This window comes from Collinsella sp. AF38-3AC, from assembly GCF_003474365.1.
In the GTDB taxonomy this organism is placed as follows: Bacteria; Actinomycetota; Coriobacteriia; order Coriobacteriales; family Coriobacteriaceae; genus Collinsella.
The window spans coordinates 23,022-36,526 of sequence record NZ_QROM01000020.1 but is presented as its reverse complement, the minus strand read 5'-3'; the positions used below and the strand labels follow the sequence as shown (position 1 = coordinate 36,526).

Sequence of the window (13,505 nt, the reverse complement as noted above, 5' to 3'; positions counted from 1 at the left end):
CCGTACGCTTGAACTGAGAAGGGGGAGGCCTCGCGGCCTCCCCCTTTTTTGCGCTTACGGAGCGTAAATGACTTAATTACACTAGACAATCTTATTGTTTTTGGTATTGAGCATTTATTTAAAGATAATAAATCGAATAACAAGGGCAACTGCTATGGCCACAATGATCAAAAGCAGGATTGTCAGTCGATGCTGCTTGCGTCGTTTACTTGACGAAACGAAGATCGATTTTCCCTGTTTTGGCGTTTCGAGATAGCGAGCCGAATGCGTCAAGGTTTGCTTTGGTCGAGGACCTCTTTGTTGATGAGCGGCGGATGCTTTCAGTGGCTCATCACTAACTGCGCTGTTTTTAGATAATGGTGCGTCTTTCAGATATACAGGGTCTCCCGAGGCGACGCCCATATGTTTACGTCCCCTTTGGGCATCCTCGAGTGTTTGATATCGATTTCTCGTCACATACTCGGGCTCCGTATCATAAATGGGCTCTTGCGAGATGTGGGGGCGATGGAACCGTGGCGGCTGCGTGGAAGTATCTTCCCCCTGCGTCGGCATAAACATTTTGTTCTGGTTTCGGTCGTCCATGATGCCCTTTAGCTCGTTACCAACAACGTGTACGCGCTCATTGTAAGCCCCTTGTTATTTGTAGCTGCGAACATACTCGTTATTTAAGCTCTGGTTCAAAGAACCTTAACCTTACTAAAACTTGAGTCATACACACTTAGATATGCTTATAGTACTGGACTCAAAAAACTTTATAGTCGATGTATATCTAAGCACTGTGTGGGCATATATAAGAGCGTCAAAAGAAGTCCCAGTCACCTAGAAGATGGCTCGGCAGTCCTAAAAGGAGTGGTAAACATGGCAAGCATGGTCCCTTATCGTTCGGTTTTTGGCGTTCGTCCTTCTGCTAGCTCGCTGTTCGATCTGTTTGATGATATGACCGACCTTGCAAACAACTCGATTGCTTCCAAGGCGTTCCCCGTTGATGTCGAGGACAAGGGCGATGGTTATGAGGTCAAGGCGTATCTGACCGGCGTGGCTAAGGATGACATCGATGTTGAGCTTAATGAAGGCCGTCTGTCCATTAGCGTGAACGTTGTGGAGGACGAGGAGAACGAGGGCAAGAACTTCCTGCAGAAGGAGTTCAGCTCGTACAGCGCGACGCGTGGCGTGTATCTCAAGGACGCTTCGAGCGAGGGCCTCTCGGCTAAGTATGCTGACGGCATCCTGACCGTAACGGTTCCCAAGATCGTCGAGAAGAAGAACGTTACGAAGATCTCCATCGACTAACTTCGTTGGTGCTCCGCGCTATTAAAAGACAACAAAAGGGGCTGGGAAGCGATTCCCGGCCCCTTTTGCTGTCTAGGACAGACTATTGAATGGTTGCTGGTCGATGCTGGCTTGCGGGGCGTATCGAGAGTTTTCGCGATCCTTGGAGAAGGGTGGCGGAACTGCCGACCTCGTCATCCAGGGTTGCGGCTAGAGCTTTGGCATAGCTTTTGACGGTAAGGCTCGGGCGATTGTTATCTTGGCTGATATGCATCGCAATGAGCTGTTCGGTGCGATCGGTGACGAGCCCACGCGCTGCGTCGGCGGCTTGGTCGTTAGAGAGATGGCCTTTTGCAGATAAAATTCGATCTTGGAGGAAGCGGGGGTAATCCCCTTGGCGCAGCATGGCCACATCGTGGTTGCTCTCGAGTGCAAGAACTCGGCAGTCTTCGAGGGTGTCTATAGCTTGTTTGGTTAGCTCTCCGGTGTCGGTGGCAAAGCCAATGGAGTCATCGAAAGTGTCGAATCGATAACCGACAGGATTGATGACATCATGCGATGTTGGGTAGGTTCGCACGCGGATGCCGGCAATGGAAAGCGTGTCGCCGGGGTCAAATTCCTCTACGGGTAGATGTGCGAGGGTTTCTTTGCACGAAAGCGTGCCCCTGCTGGCAAAGAGGGGACCATGCCAGTGCTTGCACCATACATCGAGCCCTTTGATGTGGTCGGTGTGCTCATGGGTAATTACAAGCGCGGCAACGTCGTCTGCCGAGAGGCCGAGCTCCGCCATGCGTTTAAGTGTCTCGCGGCGGGACAGGCCATCATCGATCATGATGAGACCTTGCGGCCCCTCGATGAGCGCGCAGTTGCCTTTTGAGCCGCTGCCGAGGATATGAAGGTGCAGGCGAGACATAAGATTCCAAAGGATACAATGGGTGCGGACGAATAGAGGAGGAAGCGAATGCCAACGGTATCTCAGCACTATGGACATCATGCTGCGTCGAGGGCGGATGATTACGCCCTGGCGACGCGGCAGACGGCTGCTCCTGTGGTGCTCATGGTATCAGGTGGTGCGGACTCGACGGCCTTGCTTCTTATGGCATGCACATCAAAGTTGGATATCATGGACGGGCGCGGCGTCGCTTCCATTGCGCGCGAGCGTCTGCACGTACTGCATGTAAATCATCACCTGCGTGGTGAGGCGTCCGATGGCGACGAGGCCTTTGTGCGCGAGCTCTGCGCGCAATATGGCTTGCCGCTGTGTGTTGAGCATGCCTATTTTGATGATGAATCGGGCAATATCGAGGCGGCTGCCCGCGAGGTACGCTATGCCGCGGCACGGAGATACGTTCGTGAGCTCTGCGCCCAGACGGGCGCACCGCGGACGGCGGCCCGCATCTGTACGGCGCACACCTCATCGGACCGCGCGGAAACGTTTTTGATGAATGCGATTAAGGGGTCGGGGCCCGCTGGTCTATCGAGCATTCCACGCCGTCGGAACATCGTGGTACGCCCCTTGCTCGACCTCACGCATGATGAGCTCGTGAACTATCTGCAGGTGCATGGCCAGCTGTGGCGGGAGGATGAGAGCAACGAGGACGTTTCGTACCTGCGCAACTATGTGCGCCACCGGGTGATGCCGGTGGTGGCACAGCGCAACGCGAACGTCTGCAAGACGATTGGTGCCGCTTGCGAGATCCTGGGCGACGAGGATGCGTTTTTGTCTCAGCTTTCGGCTCAGGCGTTTCGAAGCTGCCTGCGCAAGGAAGTGGCGGGTGCGCTGGTCCTCGACGCGCGCCGCCTTGCCGCGGCCGAGGTGGTGATTGCCCGGCGCATCGTACGACTGGCAATTAAGCGCATCGACCCCGATGCTCGGCCGGAGATGCGGCATGTGGAGCGCGTGCTCGCCTGTGTTGCCGAGGGTGCGGGCTCGGTCACACTCCCGGCGGGAATTGATGCGCGCGTGGAGTTTGGAATGCTGGCACTCAAGGCCCCGGTGGCGCGCGAGGGCTTAGTTGCCGACTGGATCTCCGTTCCCGGGCGCCTGTCTTTGGGGGCGGGGCGTATGCTGGTGGCCGAGCCGATGGCCGTTGAGCCGGGATACGATGTCGTGCATCGAGCCCGCGAGCTTGTGGCTGCCGGAGAGGTGGCCGCTATCGTGGATGCGGCGGCCTTGGGCTTTGCCGACCGCGATAGCGATCGGATGCTCGCTGGCTCGTGCGGAGAGATTCCCGCTGAGGCTCGATCGGCGCGCTTGTGGGTGGATAACCCTGTGCCGGGGGATGTGATGTGCCCGCTGGGAATGAGTGGTCGAAGCAAGAAAGTGTCCGACCTGCTCAACGAGGTGCGCATTCCCGTTTCCGAACGCTCTGGCGTGCCCGTGGTAAGAACGGCTCCGGGGGGAGCCGTGGTGTGGGTTGCGGGCGTTCGGGCCGACGAGCGTTTTAAATGCACGGCCGCAACGCGCGTGGCATATCTGCTCCGCGTAGTCGATGCGGAATAGCGCCTTGCGCCTACTATTCTGTGCGACGTTGACGGTATTCCCGCGCTGATGGCGCACGGGCTGGTAAATATACCCCGTGCGCTGCTAGAATGTGTAGTTCGCGTCCATACGGCGGTGTGTGGGCGATAAGCACAAGAAAGGGTTGTCATGGCTTCTCAACATCCGGATATCGAGAAGGTTCTGTTTACGCAGGAGGATATCGACGGTATCGTTTCTCGCCTAGGCGAGCAGATTACTCGCGACTACGTGGGTAAGGATCTGGTGCTGATCGCGGTCCTACGCGGCGCCGTGGTCTTTATGGGCGACCTGATGCGCAAGATCGAGCTGCCGACCAACATCGATTTCATGGCTGTTTCGAGCTACGGCGACGGCGTGAAGTCCTCCGGCATCGTGCGTATCATCAAGGACCTGGATATCGACATCCGTGGCCGCGACGTGCTGATCGTCGAGGACATTCTGGACTCGGGCCTGACGCTCAAGTATCTGATGAAGAACCTCGAGAGCCGCAAGCCCGCTTCTCTGGAGGTCGCCGCCTTCCTGTGGAAGGACGTTGAGGACCGTGCCTCGGCCGTCACGCCCAAGTATGTTGGAACCCATTGCCCCGATGCCTTTGTGGTGGGCTACGGCCTCGACTATGCCGAGCGCTATCGTAACCTTCCGTATCTGGGCATTTTGAAACCGGAGGTTTATTCGTAAGATGCCCGACGACCGTAACGATAACAATTCCCAGACTCCCCGGGAGCCTAAGATCCCGGGGATGCCCGGAGGCAAGAAGCCCACGCGTACGGGCTGGCTGTATTTTATTTTGGCTTGCGCGCTTCTGGGCTACGCCTTCTTTAACATGGGCTCCGGCTTTGCCAATTCCAGCAATACCGTAAAGCTCGCGACGAGCGAGATGGTCAACGCCATTAAGCAGGATCGCGTCGAAGATTTGACCTATACGGTTCAAGACGGAAGCGTGGCGGGTCATTACTGGAAGACAAAAAAGGACAAGGGCGACACGAGCGAGCTCAAGAGTTTCTCCTCGACCTATGTCGGCTCCGATTCTCTTGCCGAGCTTATGGCGGAGCACCCCGATACCAAGTACATCGTCAACACCAATGACCCCGATTTTTGGGGCGACCTGGCGATGAGCGCGCTGCCGACGATCGCCCTGATCGCCATCATGTTCTACTTTATGCGCCAGATGATGGGCGCCAACAACAGGAACATGCAGTTTGGCAAGACCAACGCCAAGACCAACGAGGCAACGCGCCCCAAGGTCAAGTTTGAGGATGTTGCCGGTGTGGACGAGGCGGTCGAGGAGCTCGAGGAGATTCGCGACTTTTTGAGCGATCCGGATCGCTATCGAAAGCTGGGCGCCAAGATTCCGCGCGGCGTGTTGCTGGTTGGCCCTCCGGGTACTGGTAAGACCCTGCTGGCCAAGGCCGTTGCCGGCGAGGCGGGCGTGCCGTTCTTTAGCATCTCGGGTTCCGACTTTGTCGAGATGTTCGTGGGCGTCGGCGCCAGCCGCGTGCGCGACCTCTTTAAGGAGGCCAAGTCCCAGGCCCCGTCGATCATCTTCATCGATGAGATCGATGCCGTGGGACGTCAGCGCGGAGCCGGCTTGGGCGGCGGTCACGACGAGCGCGAGCAGACGCTCAACCAGCTGCTGGTCGAGATGGACGGTTTTGAGGAGAGCGAGTCGGTCATCCTGATCGCCGCCACCAACCGCCCCGACATTCTGGATCCGGCGCTGCTGCGTCCCGGTCGTTTTGACCGTCAGGTCACGGTCGACCGTCCGGATGTGAAGGGCCGCGAGCAGATCTTGCGCGTGCATGCCGAGAACAAGCCGATGGACGAGGACGTGAAGTTTGAGAAACTCGCCCAGATGACCGTTGGCTTTACCGGTGCCGATCTGGCAAATCTGCTCAACGAGTCTGCGCTGCTGGCTGCCCGCCGCCATCGTTCCGTGATCTCGATGGACGAGGTCGAGGAATCGATGGAGCGCGTGATTGCCGGTCCGCAGCGCAAGGGTCGCGTGATGACCGAGGCCGAGCGCACCACGATCGCCTACCACGAGAGCGGTCACGCCCTGGTTGGTCACATCCTGGAGCACTCCGATCCGGTCCACAAAATCTCGATTGTCAGTCGCGGCCAGGCCCTGGGCTACACGCTGCAGCTTCCGCAGGAGGACCACTTCCTCAAGACCAAGAACGAGATGCTCGACGAGCTTGCCGTGTTCTTGGGCGGTCGCGTTGCCGAGGAGCTCATGTGCGACGACATCACGTCGGGCGCGAGCAACGATCTGGAGCGCGCGACCAAGATGGCGCGCGAGATGGTCACGCGTCTGGGCATGAGCGAGGAGCTGGGCACACAGGTGTTTGGCGAGGCGCAGCATCAGGTGTTCCTGGGCCGCGATTACGCCGATCACCAGGATTACTCCGAGGAGACGGCGCGTCGCATCGACATTGAGGTCCAGCGCATTATGCGTGAGGCCCATCGTCGTGCGGTCGAGATTTTGGATGCTCGTCGCGATCAGCTTGACCTGATGGCGAAGGTGCTGCTTGAGCGCGAAACCGTCGAAGGCGACGCCGTGAACGCCCTGCTCGACAACGAGTGGGATGCCTACCTTGAGCGCGAGGGCGATATCCTGGCAGCCAAGGAGGAGCGCAATGCCAAGGCGGCCGGCATGCCGACCAAGAAGCGTGCGCCTCGTATGAGCGAGGAGGAGCTGGCGGCCGATGCCGCGGCATTTGCGCAGGCGGCCATGCAGGAGGATGCCGACGTCGCATCTGAGGATGCTGACGATGTCGAGACTGCTGACGCAAAGAAGGCCGACGGCAATACTGACGTCGACGAGTAATCTTTGTCACAAAAGCCTCCGCGGGGAAACCTGCGGAGGCTTTTTCTTTTGAGCGATATGGGCCATCTGTTGATTGGGGACAGACTTAAATGAGCGTTTTCACGCATTTAAGTCTGTCCCCAATTAACATTGCTGCGGCACTTTGCTCGGCTAAAGCGTACAATAGCGCCTATGCGAAAGGGGAACAGATGATCAACGATACTATGTATGCGCGCGGTGCGGAGAGCTCCATCATCCGCGAGATCTTTAGCTACGGCCTTGAGCGCAAGGCACAGATCGGCGCGGAAAACGTGTTTGATTTCTCACTGGGTAACCCGAGCGTTCCGGCACCTGCCGCCGTGGCTGAGTCCATTAAGAAGGCCTTGGAGCTGCCGAGCGACCAGCTGCATGGATACACGCCTGCACCGGGTCTGCCGCAGTGCCGTACCGCCGTGGCCGAATCGCTCAACCGCCGCTTTGGCACGAGCTATGAGGGCAAGGATGTCTTTATGACGGTGGGTGCGGCGGCTTCGCTCACCTGTACGCTCAACGCGATTACCAATCCGGGCGACGAGGTCATCGTTATCGCTCCGTACTTTCCGGAGTATCGCGTGTGGATTGAGAAGGCCGGCTGTACGTGTGTCGAGGCGCTCGCCGATGAAGATACGTTCCAGCTGAGCGTGGATAACGTGCTCAAGGCGATTACCGATAAGACGGCTGCCGTCATTATCGACTCACCCAACAACCCGACCGGCGCTGTGTATACGCGCGATACCTTGACGCGCCTGGCTAAAGTTATGTGCGAGGTCAACGCCAAGCGCGATCCCGAGAATCCGATCATGCTGATCTCGGACGAACCGTATCGCGAGATCGTCTATGGCGCCGAGGTTCCTTGGGTGCCTTCGATTTACGAGCACACCATCGTGTGTTACTCGTATTCCAAGTCGCTGTCGCTGCCGGGCGAGCGCGTGGGGTGGATCCTGGTTCCCAATACGAATCCTCAGGCAGCTCGTCTAATGCCTGCCGTTGCCGGTGCCGCCCGTACGCTGGGTTTCGTGTGCGCTCCGGCGCTCTTCCAGCGCGTGATTATCGACTGCATTGATGAACCGAGCGATGTCGAGGCCTATGCGCGCAACCGCACCGCGCTTACCGATGCACTGGCGGAGTACGGCTACACCTATGTTGAGCCGAATGGCGCGTTCTACCTATGGGTGAAGGCGCTGGAGCCCGATGCGAACGCTTTCTGCGAGCGCGCGAAGAAGTACGAACTGCTCGCGGTTCCCTCGGACAGCTTTGGCATGCCGGGCTGGTTCCGCTTGGGCTACTGCGTGAGCTACGAGACCATCGTCAATTCGTTGCCTGCCTGGAAGCAACTGGCCGACGAATATCTTTGAAAGTAAAGCGCTCTGCTTACAATGTTTTACGTGAAACGGGGTTTGGTTTTAAGCCAGACCCCGTTGTCTATGCCGTTGTGTGATTGGGATGAAGCAGTTTTACGACTATCGAAGGCTATGCGTACAATGAATATACGCGACGGCCATGCCGGATAAGGAGATCCGATGCCCTACCTGCTTTCTTGTGATATCCATACTCATACGATGTTCTCTGCGCATGCATATTCGACCATTGAGGAGAATGTGTACTGGGCGGCAGAGCGTGGCCTGCAGGTGCTCGGATCTGCCGACCATCTGAGCTCTATGGTTTCGCCTTGCCCCAATGACCTGCGTAGCTACCAGTTCTTTATCAACCAGGATGTCTGGCCTCGCATTTGGAGTGGCGTGCTGGTGTTGCGCGGTGCCGAGGCCGATATCGTTTCGCTGGACGGAAGCCTGTTTGGCGAGGACACTCCTGTCACGCTCGATATTGCCGGCGATCCGTTCAGCCGCCAGCATTCGCTGTTCGATTTGGTTACGCGCAATTTGGATTATTTGGTGGCAAGCGTGCATAATTCACAGATTGCTGAAGGCGCGACGCTGGCCCAGACGACCGAGATGTATATCAATGCCCTGGAGCACCCCAAGGTGTTCATGCTGGGTCACACGGGTCGCTCGGGCGTTCCGTTTGATATCGATGAGGTGCTGTTGGCGGCCAAGGCCAAACACAAGATTATCGAGATTAACAACCATAGTCTTGAACATGGTACCGATGCCGAGCATTGGGGTGTGTGCCGCAAGATTGCCGAGCGCTGCGCCGAGCTGGGCGTGGGGATTGGCGTCTCGACCGACGCGCACATTGGTATGGCGATTGGCAAGCTCGAGCAGGCGCGCAAGATGCTCGACGAGATTCATTTCCCGCTGGACCTGATTGTGACGCGCGATCGCGAGACGCTGCTGCGCGAGATGGCGGCAGCCGGCGTGTGCGACCTGCGCAAGAGCATGTAACGGGCTCATATAGCCAACGAAAGGGGGCGGTCCAGACGGGCCGCCCCCTTTCTTGTGCCGGTAGATTTTAAGGCATGTCCCAAAAATCTACTGGGGTGGGCTAGCGGCGCCCGAGGATCGCTACGGTTTCGGTGTGGTCGGTATGGGGGAACATGTCGACCGGCGTGATCTTGAGCAGGCGATAGCCTCCGTCGAGGAGCTGGTGCAGGTCACGCTCTTGGGTCACGGGGTTGCAGCTGATATAGGTGATGCGGCGCGGCTTGAGTGCGCAGGCGGCTTCGAGGAACTCGGGGGTGGAGCCGGCGCGCGGCGGGTCGATGGAAAGGACGTCGACGCGTTCGTTGTTGTCGGCGGCATCGAGGATGTAGTCGGTGGCGTCGTCGGCCATAAACCAAGCGCTGCGGGTGAGACCGTTGAGCTCGGCATTGCGGCGCGCGTCGGCAATGCCCGCGGGGTTTCGCTCCACACCGAGCAGCATGATGCCAATGCCCTTGTCCTGGGCACCCTTTGCGGCGCAAAGGCCGATGGTGCCGCTGCCGCAGTAGGCATCCATAAGCACGTCGCCCTGGCGCAGGTCCATGCCGTCGATGGCGAGCTGGTAGAGCAGCTCGGTCTGTTGCGGGTTGGTCTGATAGAACGCGGTGGGGGAGATGTCGAAGTCGCAGCCGAGCAGCTGGTCGCGCATGCATTCGGCGCCATGCACGATGCGGGTCTCCTCGCCTAGAATGGCGTTGCCGGGGCGTCCGTTGATGTTTTGGGCAACGGTGACGATATGCGGATCGAGTGCGGCGACGGCCTCAAAGAACTCCTGCGCATACGGCAAGTCGCGCTGAGCGGTCACGAGGGTGACCATAATCTGGTCGGTGCGCCAGCCGCAGCGAACGACGGCATAGCGAAGCAGCCCCAGATGCTTGTCTTCGTTAAAGGCGGGAATGTGCAGACGTTCGGCCTCGCGAGCGATACCGTTGAGAATCTGACGAGCACCCGGCGCCTCGACAGGACACTCGGGTACGGCAACGATCTTGTGCGTGCCGCGCTCAAAGAAACCGCAGCGGACAGCGCCCTCCTTACCGGGAGCAAACGGAGTGGCAGCCTTATGACGAAAACCGCGCGGCGCAGGATATTTGCCCGGGTCGCCTAGGGTGACGCCCATACCGCGAATGGGATCGACGGTTATGCCCTCGCGCTCACAGAGCTCAGCAAACAGTTCCTCCATAGCAGCCTGCTTGGCCGCCAACTGCTTCTTATAAGGACGATTGAGCGCCGTGCACCCACCGCAAGCTTTCATGATCGAACAGGGAGACTTGGGGTCCACAGTCTTGCGCGCAGCCGAAGCCGGATCTTTATGCGAGTGCTTGGGGCGAGTCTGAGATGCCTTATCCCCGCCCCGACGAGAGCCAGAACGCTTGGCCTTAGCCTTGCCCTTGGCCGACTTACCCTTCGCATCCTGAGACGCCTTGGATTTCTTAGAAGATTTTTTCTCCCCCGACCCCTCAGCCGCCTCGATCAAAGCACGACGAGCCTTACGCTCCGCACGAGATTCTGCCATGAATTAACCCCACTATTTAATAAAAGAAAAGTCCGAAGCAATTGTACCGTGCATTCAACGTGCCCGTTTGGAGAGGAGGCTATTTAAGGTTCCGAGCACGTTGTCTCCCGGCTGAGTGGCGCCCGGCGCGGAGTTTAATTTGTCGCGAGTTCCGCACGAACAGGAGGCCACTTAATGTGGCCTCCGTCGTGAGCAGGACTGTAGAGCAGCAAACTTAACCCCTGCCCCGGCACCCGGCGGGCAAATCCTCCCTTGTACTCTATCAAGGTAAAGTGTATGATTCTGAACGTTACATGACTCACTTTACTTAACTAAAGTGCCACCAAGGGGGAATACCATGAATACCGATATGTCTCGTCGTCAGTTTGTTGGTCTAGCCGGCTCGCTCGCCACGGTGCTCGGCCTTGGTCTTGTCGGTTGTGGCGGCGGTGCCGGTAAGGGCTCTGTTGCCGGCTCTGCCGCGGCCAAGGATACGAAGGGTGCCGCGGAGTCCAAGAAGCTCGTGGTGGGCTTTGATAAGTCCTATCCTCCGTACGGCTTTGTGGGCGACGACGGCGAGTACACCGGCTTTGATCTCGATCTGGCCAAGGCTGTTGCCGATAAGCAGGGCTGGGAGGTCAAATACGAGGCCATCGACTGGGATGCCAAGGACACGCTGCTCAACTCGGGCGCCATCAACTGCATCTGGAACGGCTTTACCATGGAGGGCCGCGAGGACGACTACACGTTCTCCGAGCCGTACATGCTCAACGAGCAGGTGCTGGTGGTCAAGAAGGATGCGGGCATCAAGAGCTGGGACGATCTTGCCGGCAAGACCGTGATCACCCAGACCGATTCCGCTGCGCAGGATGTGCTCGAGGGCGACCAGAAGGATCTGGCCGCGACGTTTGCCACGCTCGATACCATCGGTGAGTACAACACGGCGTTTATGCAGCTCGAGAGCGGCGCGGTCGATGCCGTGGCTTGCGACCTTTCGATTGCCCAGTATCAGCTCGCCGCCAAGCCCGATGCCTATACGCAGCTCGACAAGCCGCTGTCCAGCGAGCACTACGCCGTTGGCTTTAAGAAGGGCGACACCAAGTCGGCCGATGCTGTAACCGAGTCGCTCAAGGCGCTCTACGAGGACGGCACGGTTAAGGACCTCTGCGACAAGTATGCAGATTACGGTCTTTCCTTCGATAATTGGGTGCTCAAATAACGGCTTTCCCAGGAACCCGATCTTGCCGCTCAAACCCTCCTCGCGTACCAAAGTACGCTTCGTCGGGCTTGTCGCTCGCAGTCTTGGGCACTGCGCCTATTTGAGAATAAGATCCGCTGTTCTGCTGTTGCGAAAGAGAGGGTAGGTTGTCTATCCAAGTCATGATGCAGATGCTTGGCCAGGGATTCTTGGTCAGCTTGCAGCTGTTTGTGCTGACGCTGCTCGGGTCGATTCCACTGGGAATCCCCGTGGCGTTTATGCGCATGAGCAAAATCGCGCCGCTTCGCTGGATTGCGCGCATCTACATTTCGGTCATGCGTGGCACGCCGCTCATGCTGCAGATGTTTGCCATCTACTTTGCCCCGTACTACGTGTTTGGCATCTCGCTCACACCCGATTCCAAATGGACGGCGTGCGTTGTGGCGTTCATCATCAACTACGCCGGCTACTTTGCCGAGATCTATCGATCGGGCCTGCAGTCTATTCCGCGTGGTCAATACGAGGCTGCCGAGGTGCTGGGCTATTCGCGCCTGCAGACGTTTTTGTACATTGTGATGCCGCAGGTCGCTAAGCGCATTTTGCCGGCGATGGGCAACGAGATTATCACGCTGGTCAAGGATACGTCGCTGGCATTTGCCATTGGCGTGGGCGAGATGTTCTCGACGGCCAAGGCGCTGGTTGCCTCGCAAGTGAACATGGTGCCGTTTGCAATCGCGGCGCTGATCTACTGGGTCTTTAACTTTGTGGTCGAGATGCTGCTGGGCGCCGCCGAAAAGAAGCTGGACTATTACCATGACTAACTCAGTGATGAAGATCGAAAGCGCGCGCAAGGCGTTTGGCGGCAATGAGGTTCTCAAGGATATCTCGCTTGAGGTGAAGCGTGGCGAGGTCGTGGCGATTATCGGGCCTTCGGGTGGCGGCAAGTCCACGCTGCTGCGTTGCGCCACACTGCTCGAGACGCTCGACGGAGGCTCGCTCTCGTTTGGCGGCCTTGCCGTCGCGACGGATGCGGGTTCGGGCGCGGTGTATGCGAAGGGCGATGTGCCCAAGCAGGCGCGCTCGCGATTCGGCCTGGTGTTCCAGAACTACAATCTGTTTCCGCACTATACGGTGATGAAAAACATCACCGACGCGCCGATCCGCGTGCTTAAGCGCCCGCGCGAGCAGGCGGAAGCTCGTGCGCACGAGCTGATTGCTCAGATGGGGCTTGTGGGCAACGAGAACAAGGTGCCGTGCGAGCTTTCGGGCGGCCAGCAGCAGCGCGTGAGTATTGCCCGCGCCCTGGCGCTTGACCCGGAAATCTTGTTCTTTGATGAGCCGACCTCGGCGCTCGATCCAGAGCTGACGGCCGAGGTGCTGCGTGTCATTAAAGACCTTGCGGCGCAGAACATGACGATGGTGATCGTGACCCACGCGATGCAGTTTGCGCGCGATGTTGCCGACCGCGTGGTCTTTATGGACGGCGGTCGTATTGTCGAGGAAGGTCCTGCCGAGCAGGTCATCGACCATCCACGCGAGCAGCGTACCCGCGAGTTCTTGAGCCGTATCGAGGGGTAGGCTCAGCTATTTACTCAACTTTTTAATTGAGGCGAAGCCGCCAGGTCTTACGGCCTGCGGCGGCTTTTATTTGTATCGATGGGGTTTAATAATCGCCTCGCACGTTTGCTCTGGCCTCTCGCCGTCTGTATTCATACGTGCGCCGAAAGGTGTGCATGGACAGGCGGATGCAAGGGTAGGGTGGTGGCATAGGACATTTGGAGGGTGAGTCGGCTCGGCTGCCG

12 protein-coding genes are annotated in these 13,505 nt (G+C 58.2%); 9 read left to right on the top strand and 3 right to left on the bottom strand.

What is annotated here, in order from left to right:
* Positions 1-114 precede the first annotated feature (114 nt).
* Complete coding sequence (locus tag DW029_RS11185; RefSeq protein ID WP_147351921.1) at positions 115-582, bottom strand: hypothetical protein; 468 nt, start codon at positions 580-582, stop codon at positions 115-117.
* 276 nt (positions 583-858) lie between these two features.
* Here DW029_RS11185 and DW029_RS09845 point away from each other — a divergent pair, with 276 nt between their 5' ends.
* Positions 859-1,290, top strand: coding sequence for an Hsp20/alpha crystallin family protein (locus tag DW029_RS09845; protein ID WP_055251783.1), 432 nt, complete (start codon positions 859-861; stop codon positions 1,288-1,290).
* A gap of 82 nt (positions 1,291-1,372) precedes the next feature.
* Here DW029_RS09845 and DW029_RS09840 read toward each other — a convergent pair whose 3' ends face one another.
* Positions 1,373-2,182 carry an MBL fold metallo-hydrolase gene (locus tag DW029_RS09840; protein ID WP_118345974.1) on the bottom strand — a complete coding sequence of 270 codons (810 nt, stop codon included), beginning with the start codon at positions 2,180-2,182 and terminating at the stop codon, positions 1,373-1,375.
* A gap of 48 nt (positions 2,183-2,230) precedes the next feature.
* Between DW029_RS09840 and tilS the strand changes: the two genes are divergently transcribed.
* The 5 genes from tilS to DW029_RS09815 all read left to right on the top strand — a co-directional run bounded on the left by tilS (position 2,231) and on the right by DW029_RS09815 (position 8,977).
* On the top strand, positions 2,231-3,772 hold the full coding sequence (gene tilS / locus DW029_RS09835; RefSeq protein WP_199582639.1) for a tRNA lysidine(34) synthetase TilS: 1,542 nt from the start codon (positions 2,231-2,233) through the stop codon (positions 3,770-3,772).
* A 147-nt stretch (positions 3,773-3,919) separates the two neighbouring features.
* Positions 3,920-4,468, top strand: a complete 549-nt coding sequence (gene hpt, locus DW029_RS09830) for a hypoxanthine phosphoribosyltransferase (RefSeq protein WP_117734837.1) — start codon at positions 3,920-3,922, stop codon at positions 4,466-4,468.
* A gap of 1 nt (position 4,469) precedes the next feature.
* A complete protein-coding gene (gene ftsH / locus DW029_RS09825) occupies positions 4,470-6,617 on the top strand; it encodes an ATP-dependent zinc metalloprotease FtsH (RefSeq protein WP_117734838.1) in 2,148 nt (715 codons plus the stop codon).
* 188 nt (positions 6,618-6,805) lie between these two features.
* Positions 6,806-7,990: a pyridoxal phosphate-dependent aminotransferase gene (locus DW029_RS09820; RefSeq protein WP_118345973.1), complete on the top strand. Its 1,185-nt coding sequence runs from the start codon at positions 6,806-6,808 to the stop codon at positions 7,988-7,990.
* Positions 7,991-8,155: 165 nt separating this feature from the next.
* Positions 8,156-8,977: a phosphatase gene (locus tag DW029_RS09815; protein ID WP_118345972.1), complete on the top strand. Its 822-nt coding sequence runs from the start codon at positions 8,156-8,158 to the stop codon at positions 8,975-8,977.
* A 100-nt stretch (positions 8,978-9,077) separates the two neighbouring features.
* Here the strand turns inward: DW029_RS09815 and rlmD are convergent, their stop codons facing one another.
* On the bottom strand, positions 9,078-10,526 hold the full coding sequence (rlmD, locus tag DW029_RS09810) for a 23S rRNA (uracil(1939)-C(5))-methyltransferase RlmD (RefSeq protein WP_117734841.1): 1,449 nt from the start codon (positions 10,524-10,526) through the stop codon (positions 9,078-9,080).
* A gap of 337 nt (positions 10,527-10,863) precedes the next feature.
* On the opposite strand from rlmD, the gene DW029_RS09805 reads away from it, so the two are divergent.
* From DW029_RS09805 to DW029_RS09795, 3 genes are all read left to right on the top strand, one after another.
* Positions 10,864-11,724: a transporter substrate-binding domain-containing protein gene (locus DW029_RS09805; protein WP_117743430.1), complete on the top strand. Its 861-nt coding sequence runs from the start codon at positions 10,864-10,866 to the stop codon at positions 11,722-11,724.
* Between the two features lie 146 nt (positions 11,725-11,870).
* Positions 11,871-12,524, top strand: a complete 654-nt coding sequence (locus tag DW029_RS09800; protein ID WP_233505102.1) for an amino acid ABC transporter permease — start codon at positions 11,871-11,873, stop codon at positions 12,522-12,524.
* A complete protein-coding gene (locus tag DW029_RS09795) occupies positions 12,517-13,281 on the top strand; it encodes an amino acid ABC transporter ATP-binding protein (protein ID WP_117734844.1) in 765 nt (254 codons plus the stop codon). Before DW029_RS09800 ends, DW029_RS09795 begins: the two co-directional genes overlap by 8 nt.
* The last annotated feature ends 224 nt before the right edge of the window (positions 13,282-13,505 follow it).